Source organism: Nonomuraea sp. NPDC001831 (assembly GCF_042892035.1).
GTDB lineage: Bacteria > Actinomycetota > Actinomycetes > Streptosporangiales > Streptosporangiaceae > Nonomuraea.
Map to the genome: position 1 here is coordinate 152,930 of NZ_JBIATU010000011.1, position 20,450 is coordinate 173,379.

At 74.7% G+C, this 20,450-nt stretch carries 16 protein-coding genes; 9 read left to right on the plus strand and 7 right to left on the minus strand.

Annotation, left to right across the window (positions count from 1 at the left end; all coding sequences use genetic code 11):
- Window positions 1-60: 60 nt before the first annotated feature.
- Window positions 61-1,830, plus strand: coding sequence for a glycoside hydrolase family 15 protein (locus ACFYYW_RS31645; protein ID WP_387654038.1), 1,770 nt, complete (start codon window positions 61-63; stop codon window positions 1,828-1,830).
- A 131-nt stretch (window positions 1,831-1,961) separates the two neighbouring features.
- On the plus strand, window positions 1,962-3,131 hold the full coding sequence (locus ACFYYW_RS31650; RefSeq protein WP_352327319.1) for an NAD(P)/FAD-dependent oxidoreductase: 1,170 nt from the start codon (window positions 1,962-1,964) through the stop codon (window positions 3,129-3,131).
- A gap of 84 nt (window positions 3,132-3,215) precedes the next feature.
- Here the strand turns inward: ACFYYW_RS31650 and ACFYYW_RS31655 are convergent, their stop codons facing one another.
- Complete coding sequence (locus tag ACFYYW_RS31655) at window positions 3,216-4,088, minus strand: UbiA family prenyltransferase (protein ID WP_387654041.1); 873 nt, start codon at window positions 4,086-4,088, stop codon at window positions 3,216-3,218.
- 126 nt (window positions 4,089-4,214) lie between these two features.
- Between ACFYYW_RS31655 and ACFYYW_RS31660 the strand changes: the two genes are divergently transcribed.
- The 4 genes from ACFYYW_RS31660 (at window position 4,215) to ACFYYW_RS31675 (ending at window position 7,865) form a co-directional block, all read left to right on the plus strand.
- Window positions 4,215-5,288, plus strand: coding sequence for a type III polyketide synthase (locus ACFYYW_RS31660; RefSeq protein WP_387654043.1), 1,074 nt, complete (start codon window positions 4,215-4,217; stop codon window positions 5,286-5,288).
- Between the two features lie 34 nt (window positions 5,289-5,322).
- Window positions 5,323-5,844 (plus strand): isoprenylcysteine carboxyl methyltransferase family protein, encoded by a 522-nt coding sequence (locus ACFYYW_RS31665; protein ID WP_387654045.1) that lies wholly within the window; start codon window positions 5,323-5,325, stop codon window positions 5,842-5,844.
- A 45-nt stretch (window positions 5,845-5,889) separates the two neighbouring features.
- Window positions 5,890-6,903: an NAD(P)/FAD-dependent oxidoreductase gene (locus tag ACFYYW_RS31670; RefSeq protein ID WP_387654048.1), complete on the plus strand. Its 1,014-nt coding sequence runs from the start codon at window positions 5,890-5,892 to the stop codon at window positions 6,901-6,903.
- Window positions 6,904-7,010: 107 nt separating this feature from the next.
- Window positions 7,011-7,865 carry a dioxygenase gene (locus tag ACFYYW_RS31675; RefSeq protein WP_387654050.1) on the plus strand — a complete coding sequence of 285 codons (855 nt, stop codon included), beginning with the start codon at window positions 7,011-7,013 and terminating at the stop codon, window positions 7,863-7,865.
- Here the strand turns inward: ACFYYW_RS31675 and ACFYYW_RS31680 are convergent.
- On the minus strand, window positions 7,828-8,439 hold the full coding sequence (locus ACFYYW_RS31680) for a TetR/AcrR family transcriptional regulator (protein WP_387654053.1): 612 nt from the start codon (window positions 8,437-8,439) through the stop codon (window positions 7,828-7,830). The two genes, ACFYYW_RS31675 and ACFYYW_RS31680, sit on opposite strands and share 38 nt — an antisense overlap.
- A 99-nt stretch (window positions 8,440-8,538) precedes the next feature.
- Between ACFYYW_RS31680 and ACFYYW_RS31685 the strand changes: the two genes are divergently transcribed.
- Entirely contained in the window at window positions 8,539-9,501 is a 963-nt protein-coding gene (locus ACFYYW_RS31685) for an NADP-dependent oxidoreductase (protein WP_387654055.1), read from the plus strand.
- Window positions 9,502-9,608: 107 nt separating this feature from the next.
- Here the strand turns inward: ACFYYW_RS31685 and ACFYYW_RS31690 are convergent, their stop codons facing one another.
- Window positions 9,609-11,198, minus strand: coding sequence for a glycoside hydrolase family 27 protein (locus tag ACFYYW_RS31690; protein ID WP_387654057.1), 1,590 nt, complete (start codon window positions 11,196-11,198; stop codon window positions 9,609-9,611).
- A 236-nt stretch (window positions 11,199-11,434) separates the two neighbouring features.
- Between ACFYYW_RS31690 and ACFYYW_RS31695 the strand changes: the two genes are divergently transcribed.
- Complete coding sequence (locus ACFYYW_RS31695; protein ID WP_364419860.1) at window positions 11,435-12,037, plus strand: hypothetical protein; 603 nt, start codon at window positions 11,435-11,437, stop codon at window positions 12,035-12,037.
- Between the two features lie 60 nt (window positions 12,038-12,097).
- Here ACFYYW_RS31695 and ACFYYW_RS31700 read toward each other — a convergent pair whose 3' ends face one another.
- Window positions 12,098-13,687, minus strand: coding sequence for a protein kinase (locus ACFYYW_RS31700; protein WP_387654060.1), 1,590 nt, complete (start codon window positions 13,685-13,687; stop codon window positions 12,098-12,100).
- A gap of 192 nt (window positions 13,688-13,879) precedes the next feature.
- Between ACFYYW_RS31700 and ACFYYW_RS31705 the strand changes: the two genes are divergently transcribed.
- On the plus strand, window positions 13,880-14,848 hold the full coding sequence (locus ACFYYW_RS31705; protein ID WP_387654062.1) for an NAD-dependent epimerase/dehydratase family protein: 969 nt from the start codon (window positions 13,880-13,882) through the stop codon (window positions 14,846-14,848).
- A 43-nt stretch (window positions 14,849-14,891) separates the two neighbouring features.
- Here ACFYYW_RS31705 and ACFYYW_RS31710 read toward each other — a convergent pair whose 3' ends face one another.
- The 3 genes from ACFYYW_RS31710 to ACFYYW_RS31720 all read right to left on the minus strand — a co-directional run bounded on the left by ACFYYW_RS31710 (window position 14,892) and on the right by ACFYYW_RS31720 (window position 20,274).
- Window positions 14,892-15,980 carry a helix-turn-helix domain-containing protein gene (locus ACFYYW_RS31710; protein ID WP_387654064.1) on the minus strand — a complete coding sequence of 363 codons (1,089 nt, stop codon included), beginning with the start codon at window positions 15,978-15,980 and terminating at the stop codon, window positions 14,892-14,894.
- Window positions 15,981-16,037: 57 nt separating this feature from the next.
- Window positions 16,038-18,470 carry a S8 family serine peptidase gene (locus ACFYYW_RS31715; protein ID WP_387654066.1) on the minus strand — a complete coding sequence of 811 codons (2,433 nt, stop codon included), beginning with the start codon at window positions 18,468-18,470 and terminating at the stop codon, window positions 16,038-16,040.
- A gap of 130 nt (window positions 18,471-18,600) precedes the next feature.
- Window positions 18,601-20,274: a BTAD domain-containing putative transcriptional regulator gene (locus ACFYYW_RS31720; RefSeq protein ID WP_387654068.1), complete on the minus strand. Its 1,674-nt coding sequence runs from the start codon at window positions 20,272-20,274 to the stop codon at window positions 18,601-18,603.
- Window positions 20,275-20,450: the final 176 nt, after the last annotated feature.

The window sequence follows — 20,450 nt, forward strand, 5'->3', positions numbered from 1 at the left end:
TCCTGACGCGACAGGCCCGACCCGGCGCGGGATCACCCGCGCGCGAGTAGCGTCTTCGGCATGCGGATTGAGGACTACGCGCTGATCGGAGACATGCAGTCGGCCGCACTGGTGGCGAGGGACGGTTCCATCGACTGGCTCTGCCTGCCCAGGTTCGACTCCCCCTCGTGCTTCGCGGCCCTGCTGGGCAGCGAGCGCAACGGCCACTGGTGGCTGGGGCCGGCGGGCCCGGCGGCCCGGCGGCCGGCCACCCGGCGCCGCTACCGGCCCGACACGCTCATCCTGGAGAGCGAGTGGGACACCCCGACCGGCACCGTCCGGGTGATCGACTTCATGCCCCCGCGCGACCGGAACCCCGACGTCGTGCGCATCGTCGAGGGGGTCTCGGGCAGCGTCGAGGTCTCCACCCAGCTGCGCGTGCGCTTCGACTACGGGCGCATCGTGCCGTGGGTGCGCCGGACGAACGGCCACCTGCAGGCCGTCGGCGGCCCCGACTCGGTGTGGCTGCACTCCCCCGTCCCGCTCAAGGGCGGCGACTACGCCCACCGGGCCACGTTCACCGTCAACGCGGGCGACCGGCTGCCGTTCGTGTTCACCTGGCACCCCTCCCACGAGCCGATGCCGCCGCGCATCGACGCCGAGGAGCAGCTCGCCGAGACCGAGACCATGTGGACCGAGTGGGTCGGCAAGTGCGCCTACCAGGGCCCCTACCGGGAGGCGGTGACCCGGTCGCTGATCACGCTGAAGGGGCTGACGTACGCGCCGACCGGCGGCATCGTGGCCGCGCCCACCACGTCCCTGCCCGAGGACATCGGCGGCGTGCGCAACTGGGACTACCGGTTCTGCTGGCTGCGCGACGCCACGATGACGCTCGACGCGCTGATCAGCTCGGGCTACCTCGACGAGGCCGCCGACTGGCGGTCCTGGCTGCTGCGCACCATCGCCGGGCGTCCTCAGGACCTGCAGATCATGTACGGCGTCGCCGGCGAGCGCCGGCTGCCCGAGCTGCGCCTCGACTGGCTGGACGGCTACGAGGGCTCCCGCCCGGTCCGCATCGGCAACGAGGCGGTCCAGCAGCTCCAGCTCGACGTCTACGGCGAGGTGATGAACTGCCTCTACGTCTCCCGCACCCGCGGCCTGGCCGCCGACGAGCGCGCCTGGTCGATCCAGCGCCAGCTCCTCGACTACGTGGAGGAGCACTGGGACGAGCCCGACGAGGGCCTGTGGGAGGTGCGCGGCCCGCGCCGGCACTTCGTGCACTCCAAGGTGATGTGCTGGGTCGCCCTCGACCGGGCCGTCAAGTACGTCGAGAGCTTCGGCCGCACCGGCCCGGTCGACCGGTGGCGCACGCTGCGCGACGCGATCCACGCCGAGATCTGCGACAAGGGCTTCGACTCCCACCGCAACACCTTCACCCAGTCGTACGGGTCGTCGGAGCTGGACGCGGCGCTGCTGATGATCCCGGTGGTGGGCTTCCTGCCGCCCGACGACCCCCGGGTGACCGGCACGGTGGCGGCGATCGAGAAGGAGCTCATGTCCGACGGGTTCGTCCTGCGTTATCCGCTGGCCGCCGACAACGACGTCGACGGCCTGCCCGGCGGTGAGGGCGCGTTCCTGGCGTGCAGCTTCTGGCTGGTGGAGGTGATGGCGATGCAGGGCCGCAAGGAGGAGGCGCGGGAGCTGTTCGAACGCCTGCTGGAGCTGCGCAACGACGTCGGGCTGCTGGCCGAGGAGTACGACCCGCGCTACGGGCGCCTGGTGGGCAACTTCCCGCAGGCGTTCAGCCACGTGCCTCTGATCCACGCCGCCCGCGCGCTGTCGCGGGCGTGACCCGGCGGGGAACGGGTCTCCCCCACCGTGCCGGACGGGACACCGGCGGGAACGGGCTTCCCCCGCCGCGCCGGACGGGACACCGGCGGGAACGGGTTTCCTTCACCGCACCGGGTGGGACTAGACCTCGCATGGGTGAGGAATGGGACCTGGCGGTCGTGGGCGCGGGACCGGCGGGCTCGGCGGCGGCGCTGCGGGCCGTCCAGCTGCGGCCGGACCTGCGGGTGGTGCTGCTCGACCGGGCCGGCTTCCCCCGCGACAAGCCGTGCGGCGACGGCATCGCCGCGCACGGGCGCGACGAGCTGGCCCGGCTGGGCCTGCCGGATCTCATCGACGACTACCGGCCCACGCCCCGGCTGACCGTGGTCTCGCCGGGCGGGCTGCGCGTCTCGGCCGAGGCGGCCCGGCCCAACCACGTGGTGCCGCGCCGGGTGTTCGACGCGCGGCTGGTGGCGGCGGCCGGGGCCAGGGGCGTCGAGGTGCGCCGCCACCGCGTCAGGGAGCTGGCCCAGGACGGGTCCTGGGTCGTCCTGGACGGGCGGCTGCGGGCCCGCGCGGTGGTGGCGGCCGACGGGGCCTACTCGGCGGTGCGCCGGCTGATCGGACTGCCCGCGGCGGGCGAGCGGCACACCGCCCTGGCCGTGCGCGGCTACGCCGACGTGCCCGAGGCCGATGACGTGCAGCTCATCGCGATGCAGCGGGCGGGCTGGCCGGCCTACGCGTGGTCGTTCCCTATCGGCGACGGCACCGCGAACGTCGGGTTCGGCATGCTGCTGCCCCGGCTGCGGGCGGCGGGGGCGCCGGGCCGCCAGGTGCTGCACGGCAGGCTGGCCGAGCTGCTGCCCGACCGGCCCGCGCGCGACCTGCGCGCCCATCACCTGCCGCTGTCGACCGGGCGGCCCGCGCCGGGCGCCGGGCGGGTGCTGCTCGCCGGGGACGCGGCGGGGCTGGTCAACCCGCTGACCGGCGAGGGCATCTACTACGCGCTGCTGTCGGGACGGCTGGCGGCCGAGGCCGTCGTCGAGGCGGCGGCCGAGACGCCGGGCGACCCCCTGGCGCGGTACCGGGCCAAGCTGCGCGGCGCGCTGGGGCGGCACCTGCGCACGACCGACGTGCTGGCCCGGCTGGCCCAGTCGCCAGGGTTCATCGACGCGGCGATCGCGACCGCCGCGCGCCGCAAGGAGGTGTTCGACCTGCTGGTGGAGGTCGGGCTCGGCGCCGGGACGGTGCCCGCGCCGCTGGCCCTGGCCGTGGGCCTGCGCTGGCTGCGCGGCGCGGCACGCCTGCCCCGCCACGGTTGACCCACACTCGGGCCGTCAGCGCAGCACCACGGCTCGGCAGTCAGCGCAGCACCGCAGCTCAGACCGTCAGGGCCGCGCCGTGGCTCAGGCGGTCAGGGTGGCGCCGTTGGCGAGCAGCAGGAGCACGTCCACGGCCGCCACGGCGACGGCGGTGACGAACGGCGCCCGCGCCGACCGGCCGGCCAGCAGCGCTCCCCCGGCCGTGAGCAGCACCGCGGCCGCCATGGCCGCCCACCCCGCCACCCCCGGGCCGCCCGCGGGCCCGAGGACGAGCAGGCAGGTGGCGGCCAGCAGCGGCACCGGCGCCAGCAGCCGTACGCGCGCCGCCCCCAGCCGCTGCGGCCACCCGCGCACGCCGGTCGCCAGGTCGCCCTCGATGTCGGGCAGCACGTTGGCCAGATGCGCGCCCACGCCCAGCAGCGCCGCCGCGGCGACCGCCCACCACGCCGGCCACGGCTCCCCGGGCAGGCCCAGCGTCACGAACGCCGGCAGCACCCCGAACCCGACGGCGTACGGCGCCCACGACAGGACGGTGGCCTTCAGGCCGAAGTCGTACCCCCAGGCCCCCAGCACGCCCGCCAGGTGCGCCAGCCCCGCCGTACGGCCCGAGGCCAGGGAGAGCGGCACGCACAGGGCGAGGGCCGTCAGCGCGGCCACCCGAACGGCCGTCACGCTCACCGTGCCGTCGGCGGCCGGTTTGCCCGTGCGACCGGCGGCGGCGTCGCGCCCGGCGTCGAGCGCGTCGTTGCACCAGCCGATCGACAACTGCCCGGCCAGCACCGCGGCGGCCACCAGGACGCAGCCGGCCGGGTCCCGGCCCGCCGCCACGGCCAGCGCGGTGACCAGGGCGGTCACCGCCACGGTCGGGCCCGGATGGCAGGCCAGCGCCAGCGCGACGGCCGTGCGGACCGGCCCGCCGCGCACGACGGCGGCGGCCGCGGGATCCGGGTCGGTCACACGGTGATCGTAGACCGGGAGATCCCGGACGAGAATTCCCACGCGCCGCCCATGGCTTAAATGACCATCCTTGCGGGAAGCGTGCGGGGAGTGGATGTTGTGGGCGACCTGTCGAGGGAGCACTGCATGACCCGAATCTCCGCAGTCCGTTGTGCGTTCCCTCCCCACCGCTACCCGCAGTCCGAGCTCACCGACATGGCCGCCCGCCTGTGCCTGCCCGAAGGCGCCGACCGCCGCCTGCTCGACCGTCTGCACCGCAGCGCCCGCGTGGAGCACCGCAACCTCGCCCTGCCCATCGACCGCTACGAGAAGCTGAACGGCTTCGGCGCGGCCAACGACGCCTTCGTCTCCGTCGCGGTCGAGCTGGGGCTGGAGAGCGTGAAGGCCGCCCTGGACGCCGCCGAGCTGGAGCCGACCGACGTCGACCTGATCATGTTCACGTCGGTGACCGGCATCGCCGCGCCGTCCGTGGACGCCCGGCTGGCCGCCGGGCTCGGGCTGCGTCCCGACGTCAAGCGGGTGCCCGTCTTCGGCCTGGGCTGCGTGGCGGGCGCGGCGGGCATCGCCCGGCTGCACGACTACCTGCGCGGCTGGCCGGACCACGTGGCCGTGCTGCTGTCGGTGGAGCTGTGCTCGCTGACCCTGCAGCGCGGCGACTCCTCGCCCGCGAACCTGGTCGCCAGCGCGCTGTTCGGCGACGGCGCGGCGGCCGTGGTCGCCAGCGGCGGCGGGCGGGGCACGTCCGGGCCCGCCGCCGGGCCCGCCGGGCCCACGGTCGTCGCCACCCGCAGCCACCTGTATCCCGGCTCCGAGCACGTCATGGGCTGGCAGGTGGGCGACACCGGGTTCCGGGTCATGCTGGACGCCAGCGTCCCCGCCGTGGTGCGCCGCTACCTGGCCGACGACGTGCACGGGTTCCTGGCCGAGCACGGGATCACCGCCGGGGACGTGACGGCCTGGGTGTGCCATCCGGGCGGGCCGAAGGTGCTGGAGGCGGTGTCGGAGGTGCTGGAGCTGCCCGTGGGCGCGCTCGACGTGACATGGCGCTCGCTGGCGGCCAACGGCAACCTGTCGTCGTCCTCGGTCCTGCACGTGCTCGGCGAGACCCTGGCCGGGGAACCGCCCGCGCCGGGGAGCTGGGGGCTGGTCATCGCGATGGGCCCCGGCTTCTGCTCCGAGCTCGTGCTGCTGCGCTGGTAGTCCCCCGTCCCTGCGATCGGCTGGTGGTTGGCCTGTGACCTGGTATCTGGTGCTCATCGTGCTCGTCGGCCTGGAACGTCTGGCCGAACTGGTCGTCGCCAGGCGGAACGCCGCGTGGAGCATGGCGCGCGGCGGCGTGGTGACCGGGCGGGGGCACTATCCGTGGATGGTGGCCCTGCACACCGGGCTGCTGGTGTGCGCGCCGCTGGAGGTGGCCCTGGCCGGGCGGCCGTTCGTGCCCGCGCTCGGCTGGCCGATGCTGGCGGTGGTCGTGGCGGCCCAGGGGCTGCGGTGGTGGTGCATCACCGCGCTCGGGCCGCGGTGGAACACGCAGGTGATCGTGGTGCCGGGGCTGCCGCTGGTGCGGCGGGGGCCGTACCGGCTGGCGTGGTTGCGGCACCCCAACTACGTGGCGGTGGCGGCCGAGGGGCTGGCGCTGCCGCTGGTGCACACGGCGTGGCTGACGGCGCTGGCGTTCACGCTGCTCAACGCCGCGCTGATGGTGGTGCGCATCCGGTGCGAGAACGCCGCGCTCGCCCTCGCGGCCAAGGCGTGAACCGGTGATCGACGTGCCGGCGGCGGACGGCCGGGAGGCGGGCCGGTGATCGACGTGCTGGTGGCGGGCGGCGGGCCGGCGGGGCTGGCCACGGCGATCCACGCGGCGCTGGCCGGGATGGAGGCGGTCGTCGTCGAGCCACGCGCCGCGCCGGTGGACAAGGCGTGCGGCGAGGGCGTCATGCCGGGCGGGGTGGCCGCGCTGGCCGCGATGGGCGCGCCGGTCGAGGGCCGCGGCTTCCGCGGCATCCACTACCTCGACGGGCGGCGGGAGGCGCGGGCCGCGTTCGCCGCCGGGCCTGGGCTCGGCGTCCGGCGCACGAGCCTGCACGCCGCGCTCTGGCAGCGGGCCGTCGAGCTGGGCGTCAAGACGGTCACCGGCCGGATCACCCGCGCCGACCAGGACCGCGACGGCGTGAGCGCGATCGGGCTGCGGGCCCGCTGGCTGGTGGCCGCCGACGGCCTGCACTCGCCGCTGCGCCGCTCGCTCGGCCTCGACCTGCCGGCACGCGGCCCCCGCCGGTACGGCCTGCGCAGGCACTACCGGATCGAGCCGTGGAGCGACTTCGTCGAGGTCCACTGGTCGGGGGCGGGCGAGGCGTACGTCACGCCGGTCGGCGACGACCTGGTGGGCGTCGCGGTGCTCAGCTCGGCGCGGCGCGGCTTCGAGGAGCACCTGCGCGGCTTCCCCGGGCTGGCCCGCCGCCTGAGCGGCCCGGCCGTCACCCCGGTGCGGGGCGCGGGCCCGCTGCGCCAGGCGGTGCGCTCCCGCCGCGCCGGCCGGGTGCTGCTGGTCGGCGACGCCGCCGGTTACGTGGACGCGCTCACCGGCGAGGGCGTCTCGCTGGCCGTGCGCTCGGCGGAGCTGCTGGTCGGGTGCCTGGCGGCGGACCGTCCGCAGGACTACGACGGCGCGTGGCTGCGGCTGTCGCGCACGCACCGGCTGCTGACGGCGGCGCTGGTGCAGGCCGCCCGCCGCCCCGGCACGGCCCGCCTGGTGGTCCCGGCGGCGCGCCGGCTGCCCCGCCTGTTCGCCGGCGTGGTCCGCGTGCTGGCCTGAGCCTCCCCCGTGCTGGCCTGAGCCTTCCACGTGCTGGCCCGAGCCTTCCCCGGGCCCCGGCCGGAGGCCGATAATGAACCCCACGGTCCCCGCCAAGGACGGTCGCCATGACAGACAAGCTCGTGCGGCAGGTGCTCGACCAGGTGGACGCCCCCGACCCGCGGGTCGGCGAGATCGTCTCCGCGCTGATCGCCCACCTGCACGCGTTCGTGGACGAGGTGCGTCCCACCGAGGCCGAGTGGCGGGCCGGGCTCGCCTTCCTCGCCGAGACCGGCCGGTGGTGCACGCCGGACCGCGACGAGTTCGTGCTGCTGTCGGACATGCTCGGCCTCACCTCCGCCGTGGACGACGTCAACCACGCCGGCCCCGACAACATGACGCCCTCCTCGGTCGAGGGCCCCTTCCACTCCCCCGCCCCGCAGCGCGAGCCCGGCGCGTGGATCAGCGAGGGCCCCGAGCGCGGTCGCGGGACGCCGATGGTCGTGCACGGACGGGTGCTGTCCTGCGACGGCACGCCGCTGCCCGGCGCGACCGTGGACGTGTGGCAGGCGGCCGACAACGGCCTCTACGACAGCCAGGACGACGCCCAGCGGCCCGGCAACCTGCGCGGCCTGTTCACCGCCGGCGCGGAGGGCCGCTACTGGTTCCGCACGGTCCGCCCGAGCAGCTACCCGGTGCCGACCGACGGCACCGCCGGCCGGCTGCTGGCCGCGATCGGGCGGCACCCGATGCGCCCGGCCCACCTGCACTACCAGGTCGCCGCGCCCGGCCACCGGCCGCTGACCACCCACGTGTTCCTGGCCGGCGACCCCTACCTGGGCTCCGACGCCGCGTTCGCGGTCAAGGACGAGCTGGTGCGGCGGCCGGTGCCGGGTGCCGGCGGCTGGGGGATGGAGGGGCCGTACGAGGAGGTCGAGTTCGACGTCAGGCTGGCGCCGCCGGGGTGGGCGCCGGGCCGGTGAGCCGCTCCTGGGGGCGCAGGCCGTCCATGATCAGGCCGAACAGGTGGTCGCCGCGGGCGGCCAGCGAGGGTGCCTGGTCGGCGATCCAGCTCACCGCGCTGGCCAGCGCGAACAGGTCGAGCCCGGTCACGTCGGCGCGCACCTCGCCGGTCGCCTGGGCGCGTTCCAGGAGCCGTCCGCCCGCCTGGCGCATGGCGTGGCAGGAGGCGTGCAGCGGCGAGCCCTCGTCGTTGATCGTGGCCATCATCGAGGCGGCCAGCCCCCGGTAGGCGCCCGCGCCCTCGACGAACGAGCGCAGCCACTCCACCAGCGCCTCGTGCGGCGCGGCGGCGCCGGCCAGCGCCCTGGCGCGTTCGGCGAGCAGGTCGAAGCGCTGCCGCAGCAGCGCCTCCAGCAGCGCCTCCCTGGTCGGGAAGTGCCGGTAGAGGGTGCCGAGGCCGACCTCTGCGCGGCGCGCGACGTCGCGCAGGGACGCCTCCGTGCCCTGCTCCTCGATGACGGCGGCGGCCACGGCCAGGATGCGCTCCCGGTTGCGCTGGGCGTCGGCGCGCTGGGTCCGGGGTGTGGAGGTCATCCGATACCTTCCGGCGATTGACAAGCGGAGCAGTGCTCCGGTTATGATCCGGAACACTGCTCCGCATCATAGCGGCGCCCGTCTCCCCGAGGAGAATCGATGATGAAGGCCATCCGCGTGCACGAGACCGGCGGCCCCGAGGTCCTGCGCCTGGAGGAGGTGCCCCGGCCCGTGCCGCAGGCCGGCGAGGTCCTGGTGCGGGTGCGCGCCGCCGCGCTCAACCCGCCCGACTGGTACGCCCGCCGGGGGTTCGCCAACATCCCGCCGTCGATGCGGCCGGAGATCCCGCTGCCCTTCACCCCCGGCTCGGACGTGTCGGGCGTCGTGACGGCCGTCGGCCCCGGCGTCACCGAGTGGCGGGAGGGCGACGAGGTGTACGGCCTCGTCCGCTTCCCGCGCGTCGGCGACGAGGGCGGCAGGGGGTACGCCGAGTACACCACCGCCCCGGCCGGCCACCTGGCCCGCAAGCCCGCCTCGGTGGACCACGTCACCGCCGCCGCGGTGCCGATGGCCGGGCTCACCGCCTACCAGTACGTCCACGACATCATCGGGCTGCGGCCCGGCAGCCGGGTCCTGGTCAACGGCGCGGCCGGCGGCGTCGGACACTTCGCCGTCCAGCTCGCCGCGGACCTCGGCGCGCACGTCATCGGCGTCGCCTCCGGGCGGCACGAGGCGTTCCTGAAGGACCTGGGCGTGGCCGAGTTCGTCGACTACACCCGGGTCCGGCCGCAGGACGCGGTGCGCGACGTGGACTGCCTGATCGACACCGTGGGCGGCCCCGGCGGCCACACGCTGCTGCCCGCGCTCAAGGACGGCGGCACGCTCAGCCCGGTCTTCTTCGGCGACTACCACGACGAGGAGCTCGCCCGGCGCGGCATCGAGCGCCGCGGCGGCCAGGTGCACTCCGACGGGGCCCAGATGGCCGCGCTGGCCGAGCTGATCGACGCCGGGCGGCTGCGCGTCGGCGTCGACAGCGTCTTCCCGCTGGAGGAGGCCCCGAAGGCGCACGAACGCGCCGAGCGGGGCCACATCCAGGGGAAGATCGTCCTGCGCGTGGCCTGAGGGGGCCTGAGGTGGGCCTGGGCACGGCCTGCTCCAGCGGGTGGTCCGGGTCGCGCACGGCCGGAGCGGGATCCGGCCCGGGTCCACCGCTGGGCGGCCGGAGCGGGTCAGGAACGGGTCCACCGCTGGTTGGCGCCGCCGTGGCAGGTCCAGATGACGAGCCGGGTGCCGTTGGCGGTGGCGTTGCCCGGCACGTCGAGGCACTTGTTCGCGCCGACGGCCGTGACCGTGCCGTCGGCGCCGAGCCGCCACTGCTGGTTGGTCTGGCCGTTGCAGTCCCAGATGATCACGCGGGTGCCGTCGGCGGTGCCGCGGTCGTACACGTCGAGGCACTTGCCGCCGTAGACGCGCAGCTCGCCCGCGGTGGTGGGGGTCCACTGCTGGTTGGCGCCGCCGTTGCAGTCCCAGATCTGGACCTGGGTGCCGCCGGTCTGGGACGCGCCGGGCACGTCCAGGCACCTGCCGGAGCCGGCGCCCTTGAGCGCGGTGGCCGCGGGGGGCGTGCCGCCGCCGGTGACGACGTACATGGCGGCTCCGTGGGCCGGGACTGAGGCGCTGATCGTGCCCGCCGACGAGCCGGTCGTGTGGGCCCACAGGTCGCGTACGGAGTAGCCGGCGGCGGCGCCGAGGCCGAGCGCGGAGGCGGTGGTGGAGACGGTGGCCGTGGCGCCGCCCCGGTTGAGCAGCACGACGGCGACCGAGCCCGTGCCCGTGCCGGTCGCGGCCATCGGCTTGCGCCAGACCTCCAGGTCTCCGCTGTCGGCGATCTTGTGCCCCTGCCGGCCGCCCCAGTCCTGGTCGACGGCGATGACCTCGCCGTTGGTCAGGATCGCCCGCGTGTCGGCGCTCATCGAGCGCAGGTCGTTGCCCGCGACGAGCGGCGCGTTGAGCAGCGCCCAGAGGCTGAAGTGGGCCCGCGACTCGGTGGCCGTGAGCCCGGCGTTGCCGACCTCCAGCATGTCCGGGTCGTTCCAGCCGCCCGGCCCCGAGTACGCCGCGAGGCCCGCCTGGCTGTCCAGGATGCCCATGACCGAGCCCCAGTTCGCCTGGATGTCGCCTGTGGTGCGCCAGGAGTTGCCGACCGGCATGCCCCAGGTCCAGACGTTGTCCTGGCCCCAGTTGCACAGGCTGTAGAGGATGGGCCAGCCGGTGGCGGCCAGCGCGTCGCGCATGGCGGTGTAGCGCTGCTGCGCGCTCTGCCCGAGGTGGTCGCCGCAGTTGTCGTACTTGAGGTAGTCCACGCCCCAGGACGCCCACAGGGCCGCGTCCCTGCGCTCGTTGCCGAGGCTGGCCGGGTAGCCCGCGCAGGTCGTGGTGCCGGCCGAGGAGTAGATGCCGAGCTTGAGCCCCTTGCCGTGCACGTAGTCGGCGACGGCCTTGACGCCGCCGGGGAACTTCTGCGGGTCGGGGACGAGGTCGCCGGCCGCGTTGCGGGTCCTGGTGGACCAGCAGTCGTCGATGTTGACGTAGGTGTAGCCGGCCGCGGCCATGCCGGAGGCGACCATGGCGTCGGCCGTCTGCCTGACGAGGGTGTCGCTGACCGAGCAGCCGAAGCTGTTCCAGTCGTTCCACCCCATCTGGGGCGTTCTGGCCAGGCCGTTGTCCAGAGCGGCGGCGGGTGGCGCGAGGCCGGCGACGGCGGTCAGGCAGGTCGCGGTGAGGGCCAGGGCGAGGGTTGACCGAAGGATCGCACGCATGGGACTCCTTCAACACCGAGGGGTGAGGACCCAACATGATCCGACCGAATCGAACAGGATCGTCCGTCGATTTGCGTGCGAAGTCAAGGGGTCTTGAGGGATTCTGTTGCCTGCCGTTCGGCGCGCAAAGGGCTGCCGACGGGGTGCCCCGGAGCCCTCCGGGCCGCGTTTCAAGTCGCTGACCTGCGGTTACTATCTGTAGCGGTTAGATCATCGACAGTGATTGGATCGGTGTGATGCGACGACTTATCGCAACACTTGTCTCTTGCGCCACCGCCGGCGCCCTTCCGCTCGTCACCGCCGGTCCGGCTGCCGCCGACCCGCGTCCCGAGCCGTTCTCGTACGTGGCTCCGGAGTACGACATCAGGGGTCCGTACATCGGCGCCGACGACCCGTGGTGGCACGGCCACCACCACAACCGGCACCACGGCGACCACCAGTGGGACGGCGACCGTCCCTGGGACGGCGACCGCGACAAGGACGACGACCGCTGCAAGGACGACGACGACCGGCACCACGGCGACCACCGCTGGGACGACAACCGCTGGGACGGCGACAAGGACGACGACCACTGCAAGGACGACGACGACCGGTACAAGGACGACGACCGCTACCGCGACGAGGACGGCGACGACGACCGTTACCGGAACGAGGAGCGTGACGACGACGACCGCTACCGGGACGGCGACCGCGACTGGGGCTACAACTACCGGTACGTGACCTCGCTGCGCTGCCGTCTCGGCGGTGGCGCCGTCGTACGTAGCTGGCACAGCCCGACCAGGCTGGCCTGCTACGGCGGACGGTACAACGGATACTGGGTGGTCAGCTACGGGCTGTGATGCCCGTGGCTGCCATCAGGGCGGGTCCGCACCACGCGGGCCCGCCCTTCTCGTGCCCGCCTACGGCGCGCACATGGTGAACCTGACCGCCTTCGTCCTGGGCGACGGGGTCAGGATCCGGTAGGCGACGGTGTGCCTGCCGGCCGAGGGGGTGACGAGCCTCCGGGAGCTGACGTAGCCGCTGCGGCTGTTCGCGGGGAAGCGGGACGAGCCGCGCTCGATGACCCTGCCGTCGTAGAGCCACTGGTAGGTGTAGGCGGCGCCGGGGCGGGTGGCGTTCACTCCGGCGGCGAAGTTCACCGCGCCGGTGTAGCAGGTGACCCCGGCGGAGTTGATCGTCGAGGAGCCCTGGACCCGCACGTACGCCAGGGCGAACGCGGCCCTCCCGGTGGTGGCGGGCGGCGTCGTGGAGCGTTCCGACGGGGCCGTGGCGGAGGGGGTGGGGCGCGTCGAGCGGCGCTGCGGCGTCCTCGTGGGCCTCGACGCGGCCGTGCCGTGCCGGGACGGTCCCGCCGAGGCGGACGTGCGCACGGGCTCATGGGCGGAGCGCACCTCGGCGTCCGCCTGCCGCTTGCCGGAGTTCCACACCACGACGCCGGCCGCCACCGACACGGCCACCGCCCCGGCCGCCAGCGCCAGCACCGGCGACCGCCGTCCCACCGCCCACCTGGACCGGCCCGCCGGCGAGGCGACCGGACCGTCGGCCGGCACCGCTGGATCGTCTCGATGATCCCTGGGAAGCTCCCCGGCCGTCACCGCGGGAGCGTCCCGATGGCCCTCAGGGGGCTCCGGCGGGGCGGGGCGGGGCTCGCCCAGGACGAGCGGCAGGACCGCCGCCATGGGCGGGCGCGCCTGCGGATCCTTGGCCAGGCAGGCGCGGACGATGTCGCGCAGCGGCTCGGGCAGGTCGCCGAGCTGGGGCTCGCCGCGCAGGATGCGGCCGGCGACCGCGGGCGGGGCGTCGTCGCCGAACGGCGGCCGGCCCGTGGCGGCGAACACCATCACCGACGCCCAGGCGAAGACGTCCGCCGCCGCTCCCGACGTCGCTCCCGACGCTGCCCCCGACGTCGTCCCCGACGCTGCCACCGACGCGCGTCCGTCCAGTTGCTCCGGCGCCATGTACGCCACCGCGCCGCCGTCGGAGCCGTGGCCGGGCCCGGTGCCCGCGCCGGCGCGGCCGGAGCCCGGGCCGGTTCCCGCGGTGCCGAAGCCGACCAGGCGCGCGCCGTCCCGGCCGAGCAGCACGCTGGACGGCTTGAGGTCGCCGTGCGTGAGTCCCGCCCGGTGCACCGCGGCCAGCCCCGTGGCCGTGCCCACCGCCAGGTGCCGCAGGTTGCCGCCGCCGAGCCGGCCCACCTCGGCCAGCGACGGCCCCTCCACGTACTCGCTCACGATGTACGACAGCCGCCCCCAGGCCGCGTCGAGCACCCGCGCGACGCCCGGCGAGTCCACCCGGCGGGCCGCCTCGGTCAGGGCGGCGAACCGCTCACCGGCCACGATCCCGTGCAGGACCTTGACGGCCACGGGCCGCCCGTCCGGCCCCTGGCCGAGGTAGACGACCCCCTGCCCGCCGGAGGCCAGCCATCCGGTGATCCGGTGGGCCCCCAAGGACGTGGGATCGCCAGGACGTAAGGGCTCGGCGTTCGGCATGAGGCGGTGACTCCTGGGACAGCAGCGGTACCGAATCATGAACTTTAGCGGGATGAATGAGGATCCGCCGCCCCCAGGTTCACCTCGCCGTCAGCGCACGAGCCCCTCGCTGGACAGCCGCCGGGTCCTCGTACTACGTTAATCATCAGTACTACTGACGATCAGTGGTACTGACGACAAGGAGTTGCGGTAATGATCCTCATCACGGGCGGGCTCGGTTTCATCGGCATGCACACCGCGCGAGCGCTGCTCGACCTCGGCGAGTCCGTGGTGCTCGTCCAGCGCCGGGCCCCCGAGGTGCCCGCGCCGCTGACCGGCGAGGCCGAGGGACGGCTCGTCGTCGAGCGGGCCGACCTGACCGACCGGGCGGCGCTGCTCGCCCTGGGCGACCGGCACAAGATAACTGGAATCGTGCACCTGGCGGGCTCGATGCCCTGGCCGGTGGACGCGTACGAGCCGGTCGAGGGGGTCGAGAAGTCCGTCGCGAGCCTGCTCAACGTCTTCCATGCCGCCACCGAATGGCAGGTGTCCCGGCTCGGCCTGGCCAGCACCATCGGCGTCTACGGCGGCGTCGAGGCCCCGGGCCCGCTGGCCGAGGACCTGCCGCTGACGATGTCGGCCGGCCACCCGATCCCGACGTTCAAGAAGATCGGCGAGCTGATGGCCGGCCATCTGGCCGAGACCGCCGGGCTGGAGGTGGTCAACCTCCGCATCGGCGCGATCTGGGGGCCGCTCGGCCACGCGCGTTCGCCGTTCTTCCTCCTGCCGCAGCTCGTGCACGCCGCCGTCCGGGGCGTCGCGCCGGACCTGGCCAGCCCCGCGTGGGGCGCGTACGCCGGGGACGGCGGCGACCTGTGCTACGTCAAGGACTGCGGGCGGGCCATCGCCCTGCTCCAGACGGCCGAGCGGCTGCGCCACCGCACGTACAACGTCGCCACCGGCCGGATGACCACCAACGGCGAGGTCGCCGCGGCGATCCGGCGGGCCGTGCCCGGCGCGGACGTCGAGCTGCGGGAGGGCCGCGACCCCGCCGGCCCCGGCCGCGACCTGTGCCTCGACATCACCCGGCTGCGCGAGGACACCGGATTCGAGCCCGCCTACGACACCGGCTCCGGCATCGCCGACTACGTCTCCTGGCTGCGCGCGGGACACGCCCGCTGACCGCGCCCGGCCGCACGGGGCGCACGTGGCACCCGGCGGCTGCTCAGCGCCGGTCCAGGCACCCCTGCCTGCCCAGCAGCCGGAACGCCCGCGCGGCCGGCGGCGGCAGGGCGCGGTAGGACCCGGGGAACACCGTCCGTACGGCGGCGGGCCGGTCGGCGCCTCCTTGTTCGGCGGCCAGGTCACCGACGAGGTCGGTCATGGTGAGCGACGGGTTCACCACCAGGTGCTCGGCCACGATGCGCAGCGCCAGCGGGAGATATCCGCACAACCGCGTCATGCCGGCGACGGCCCAGGGCTCGGCGGCGACGCGCTCCGCGCCGGCGGCGGCGGCCAGCAGGTCGGCGGACTCGGCGGCGGTCAGGGTGCCCAGGGCGATGTGGTGGGCGCCGTCCCGGGCGACCAGCCCGCCCAGCCGGTGGCGGCTGGTCACCAGCACCAGGCAGCCGGGGTTGCCGGGCAGCAGCGCGCGGACCTGGTCCGTGGAGGCGGCGTCGTCCAGCAGGACGAGCATGCGCCGGTCGCCGATCAGGCTGCGGAACAGGGCCGCCCGCTCCCCCACGTCGCCGGGCAGGCGCCGCAGGTCCGGGGCGAGAGCCCGGACGAGCTGGGCCAGCGCCTCGGCGGGCGGCAGCGGCCCCCGTTCGGCGTCGGAGCCGCGCAGGTCGAGGTGGAGCTGACCGTCCGGGAAAAGGCCGGCCACGCGGTGCGCGAAGTGCACGGCGAGCGCGCTCTTGCCGACTCCGGCGACGCCGTCGATCACCGCGATCGCGATGGCGTTGCCGGAGTCCGGCATCAGGCCCGCGAGACGGGCGAGCTCGGCGGAACGCCCGGTGAAGCCCGGCACGTCGTGCGGGAGCTGCGCCGGACGCGGCCGCTCGGGAGGACCGGCCACGGCCAGCTCCCACAGCGCCACCAGGCGCGCGGTGTCGCCGCAGCACGCCTTGCTGATGGCCTCGACGGCCTGGCGGGACGGCAGCAGCTTGCCGCTGAGGTACCGCTGGAGCGAGGACTTGCTGCAGTGCGTGTGCCCGGCCAGCTGCACCAGCCCGAGACCGGAGGCGGCCTTGAGCAGGCTGAGTTCGGCCGCGAGCATGCGGGCGTGGATGCCGTTCACCACTGCGGGGCTCATCCGCCCGCCTCCTTTTCCGGGGTTCGCAGGACGTTCCAGGCGCGGGTGACCGGGGGGTCAGGCGTTCGCGAAGTAGGCGTACAGGTCGACGTCGACGCTCACCTGCCCGGTTCCCTCGTTCTTCAGCACCACCGACCCGTCGGGGCGTACGGCGGCGATGGCGGACCCGACGGCGTCCTTGCCCGCCGGGTAGGAGACGACGCGGGCGGTCGAGGGCCCGCTCGGCGGCAGCACCGAGACGGTCCCGGCGGCCGCCCCCCGCGCGGCCACGGTCAGCGCGACCGCGGTGACGCCGGAGGCGGGCAGGCCGGTGAAGCGCACGGCCTTGGTGCCCCCCGCCGGGATCGCCAGGGCCCGTCCCGCGGACGTGGGACGGACGGCCTTGACCAGCCCGCCGCGCCGCTCGGCGGTGAAGTAGCCGGTGACGTCCACGGAGATCTCGACGTTGTCGTAGCCGAGGTTGTGCACGTTGATCTTGCCGTCCTGGCCCGGTTTGACGATCGTGTGGAACTGCGTGGTGAGGTTCGCCGGGTAGTCGATGTTGGCGTCCACGGGGTAGGCGTCGCCGGCGGCGTACACGCGTACGGTGCCGGTCGACGGGCTCTTCAGCACCACGGTGAGGGCGACCTGGGCGACCCCGGCGGCGGGCAGGCCGTTCATGCCGGCGACGGACAGCTCGTGGTTGCCCAGCGCGGGGATGACGGTGTGGTCGGCCATCCGGGCGGGCGTGACGGGGAAGTAGGTGCCGCCCACGGCAGCGGCCGCCCTGTCGAGGGTGTGGCCGTGCGCGTCGAGCGTCACCTTGACGGGTCCCGTCCCGCGGTTGACCACCTTGACCTTCCCGTCGGCGCCGACCCTGGCGATGATCATCGTGGAGGCGTAGCGGGAGGTGTCGTAGGCGAGCACCTTGCCGTCCGGTTCCTGCTCGTCGGAGGCGTGCACGGTGATCGTCCCGGTGTTGAAGAAGTCGCCCTTGGCGCTGACGTTGAGCGCGACGGACCGCACGCCCTGCGCGGGCAGCCCGGCCACGCCCGCCACCTGCACGATCATGGTGGAGTTGGCGCTGATCCGGACGTTGTCCAGGATCCTGCCCCGCGAGTGGAAGTACTGGTCGGGCCCCGGCCGGGGCGTCGCGTCCAGGGCGGCGGCGTCGAGCTGGATGCGGGGCGTGGTGGCGCCCGTGTAGGCGATCGGGCGCCCCGTCTCCTTGAGCTTGGCCTCCAGCGCCGCGGGGCCGAGCCCGGGGAACGCCTGGCTCAGCACCGCGAGCGCCCCCGCGACGTGCGGCGCGGCCATGGACGTGCCGCTCATCGACGCCCAGCGGTCGCCGGGCACGGAGGAGACGATGTCGCTGCCGGGGGCCAGCAGGTCCAGGAGCGGGCCGCGGTTGCTGAAGGAGGACAGGACGTCGGCGTCGGTGGTGCTGCCCACGGCGACGGCCGACGAGATGCAGGCGGGGGCGGCCACCGCGTTCGGGTAGGCGTCGTTGCCGGCCGCGACGACGGTGGCGACCCCGGCCGCCAGCAGGGCGTCGATGGCGGCCTTGCGCGGGTCGGTGTCGCAGGCCGCGGTGTGCATGCCGCTGCCCAGGCTCAGGTTGACCGCCACGATGGGCAGGGTCGCCTTCAGCGCCTGGACCTTCTCCAGCGCGGCCAGCTGGGCGCTGGAGAAGCTGAGCAGGCACGGCGCGCCGCCGGAGCCGCAGAAGTCGTCGGAGTCGAACCTGCTGAAGATCTGGATGGCCACGAGGCCGGCGCCCGGCGCGACCCCGCTCCCACCGTCGCCGTCGATGCCCTCGCCGTCGCCGGCGATGATCCCGGCCACGTGCGTGCCGTGGGAGCAGTCCAGCAGCTCGTCGGAGCAGCCGCCGCTCTCGGCGTCGGCCGAGCCCGGGCCGTCCTGCCTGGGGGCGCCGTCCGGGCACAGGCTGGTGGCGGAGTAGTCGGGGTCGGCGGGCGAGAAGCACGCCTCGGCCAGCACGCGGCCGCCGAGGAAGGGGTGGCCGGTGGCGACGCCGGTGTCCAGCACGGCCACGGCGGTGCCCGCGCCGGTCAGCCCGGCCGCCCTGGTGCGGTCGCCGCCGATCAGCGGGACGCTCTGCCCGAGGGCCGGCGGCACCGGCCGGTCCTCGGACACGCTGAGCACACCCGGCCGGGCGGCGAGCCGCTGGAGGCCCGCCTGGTCGGTCCGCAGGGTGACCACGGGCAGGCGTGACAGCGTCTGGAGCACCTGGCCGGCGCCGGAGCCGGAGACGGCGGCCAGCTCGTCGCGATCCCTGGTCACGACGTTGACCCGGATCCTGCCTCCGGAGTCGAGCTTGCGGGCCAGCCCGGGCTCCACCCACGGGCCGTTCCCTCGCTGCCCGGCGTCCGCCGGCTGCCCCGCCGCGGCGGCCGGCGAGCCGGTCGCGACGGCGAGCGAGGAGAGCAGGATCGCCGTCAGGACGAGCACCCGGTGGATGGCCGCCGTGACGGTGGAAGATCGCCTCATGAGGCTCTCCTTCGGCGCGGGAGGAAGATGCCCGCGCAATGTACGCGGCCCCTGTTGCCACCCGTTTGCCAGCGACGTCAGCGCCCTTTGCGTCGGGAATGCCGGGGATATCCGACGGAAGCCGGGGACGTCAGCGCCCTTCGCGGCTGCCGATGCGGCTGAAGATGGCGGTCGACTCCTGGCGGGCGGCGCCGGCGTGCGCGGCCTCGCCGTTGCGCGACTCCAGGCGGGCCAGCACGGAGAGCGTGCGGGCGCGCCACAGCGGCAGCTCCAGCGTGTCCCACAGGTCGAGCGAGGCGGACAGCGCGGCCTTGGACTCGGCCGCCGCGCCCTGCTCCAGGCGCAGCTCGCCGAGCGTCCGCAGGCCGAGCGCGCGGCCGAAGCGGTCGTCCTGGCGGGTGAAGACGCGCAGGCTCGCCTGGAGCGCCCGCTCGGCCTGCGGCAGGTCCCCCACGCGGATCCGGATCTTGGCCAGCGACTGGTCGGCGTAGGCCGTCCCGTGCGGGTCGGACAGGGCGGCGAACAGGCGGCGGGACTCGCGGGTCCTGGTCGCGGCGTGCCCGTACTCGCCCCTCGCCCGGTGCACCAGGCCGATGCTGCGCTGCAGCAGCGCCTGGCAGCGCAGGTCACCGATCTTCTGGTACGTCCGCAGCGCGCGGCTGAGCAGCCACAACGCCAGTTCGTCGTCGCCGCGTTCGCGTTCCACGAAGCCCAGCATGTAGATGGCGTGGGCGTGCCCGGCCTGGTCACCGAGGGCGGAGAAGAGCGAGGCCGCCTCCAGCAGGTCGGTCTCCCCCTCGGCGAACCAGCCGCCCTCGGCCCGCACGGTGCCCAGCCCGGACAGGGCGGCCGCCAGGTGCCGCCGGTCGCCGAGCCGCTGGAAGGCCCGCCGGGCCTCCTCGTAGGCGGCGACGGACTCGGCGAAGCGGTCCTGGGCGAAGCGGATCCGGCCCAGGCCGAGCATCACCAGCCCCTCCCCCTCCAGGTCGCCGGACCTCCTGACGGTCTCGGGGCCGCCGACGCCGCCCGGCCCGGCCCGGCCGCCGAGGCGGGGGTCGCCGCGCAGGATGTCCAGGCGCAGCCGTACCAGGGCGGGGCCGGGATCGAGCCCCAGTTCCTCGTTCAGGTGCGCGCGTGACCGTTCGAAGACGTCCAGGGCCTCGGCGATGCGGCCGGAGCGGTAGAGCGCGAGCATCAGCAGGCCGGCCAGCCGCTCCCGGGTGGGCGCGGTCGCCACCTCCTCGGCCAGCGCGCCGAGGACCTGCCGGTGCCGGCCGAGCCGCAACGACGCCTCGGCGTGCTCCTCGATCGCCTCGCGCCGCGCCTCCTCCAGCCGGACGCACAGCGTGTCGCGGGCGGCGCCGACGGCCGCCTCGTCGAGCACCGGGCCACGCCACAACTCCAGCGCCTGCCGCAGCAGCCCGGCCTTCTCCTCGTCGTCGTCACTGGCCCCGGCCCGCTCCTTCAGCACGGCGAACCGGTGCGCGTCCACGGCCATGGGATCGATGCGCAACCCGTAGCCGGAGCCGGTGGCGAAGACCTCCACGTCGCTTCCGGCTACGCCGGCGAGCAGGCCGCGCAGCCGCGACACGAGCACCTGGACCTGCCTGCGCGCGCCCTGCGGCGCCCCTTCGGGCCAGAGCACCTCGACCAGGCGCTGGAGCGGGACGACCCGGCCGGCCGACAGAGCCAGCACGCCGAGCAGCAGCCGCTGCTGCCGCCTGCGCAACACCACCGGCGCGCCCGCCCACCGGAACTCGACCGCCCCCAGCACCCGAACGCCGTCGTACGGTGAATTGATCACGTCCCCATGATTGACCGACTGTCGAAGCCCACGGTCAACCGATATTCAACCGAGACAAATCCTGCATTTCTCCGGAGAAACCTTGGCGACTCCGATACGTGGGCGATATCCGACTGAGACGAACCCACAGCCGAGAGGAGGCAAGTCACATTCCGTAACGCTTCCTCGAACATAAC

What these genes read in the sequence shown, in the direction of transcription:
- ACFYYW_RS31645 (WP_387654038.1), top strand. Translation starts at nt 61, where the DNA reads ATGCGGATTGAGGACTACGCGCTGATCGGAGACATGCAGTCGGCCGCA.
- ACFYYW_RS31650 (WP_352327319.1), top strand. Translation starts at nt 1,962, where the DNA reads ATGGGTGAGGAATGGGACCTGGCGGTCGTGGGCGCGGGACCGGCGGGC.
- ACFYYW_RS31660 (WP_387654043.1), top strand. Translation starts at nt 4,215, where the DNA reads ATGACCCGAATCTCCGCAGTCCGTTGTGCGTTCCCTCCCCACCGCTAC.
- ACFYYW_RS31675 (WP_387654050.1), top strand. Translation starts at nt 7,011, where the DNA reads ATGACAGACAAGCTCGTGCGGCAGGTGCTCGACCAGGTGGACGCCCCC.
- ACFYYW_RS31680 (WP_387654053.1), bottom strand. Translation starts at nt 8,439, where the DNA reads ATGACCTCCACACCCCGGACCCAGCGCGCCGACGCCCAGCGCAACCGG.
- ACFYYW_RS31685 (WP_387654055.1), top strand. Translation starts at nt 8,539, where the DNA reads ATGATGAAGGCCATCCGCGTGCACGAGACCGGCGGCCCCGAGGTCCTG.
- ACFYYW_RS31690 (WP_387654057.1), bottom strand. Translation starts at nt 11,198, where the DNA reads ATGCGTGCGATCCTTCGGTCAACCCTCGCCCTGGCCCTCACCGCGACC.
- ACFYYW_RS31695 (WP_364419860.1), top strand. Translation starts at nt 11,435, where the DNA reads ATGCGACGACTTATCGCAACACTTGTCTCTTGCGCCACCGCCGGCGCC.
- ACFYYW_RS31700 (WP_387654060.1), bottom strand. Translation starts at nt 13,687, where the DNA reads ATGCCGAACGCCGAGCCCTTACGTCCTGGCGATCCCACGTCCTTGGGG.
- ACFYYW_RS31705 (WP_387654062.1), top strand. Translation starts at nt 13,880, where the DNA reads ATGATCCTCATCACGGGCGGGCTCGGTTTCATCGGCATGCACACCGCG.
- ACFYYW_RS31710 (WP_387654064.1), bottom strand. Translation starts at nt 15,980, where the DNA reads ATGAGCCCCGCAGTGGTGAACGGCATCCACGCCCGCATGCTCGCGGCC.
- ACFYYW_RS31715 (WP_387654066.1), bottom strand. Translation starts at nt 18,470, where the DNA reads ATGAGGCGATCTTCCACCGTCACGGCGGCCATCCACCGGGTGCTCGTC.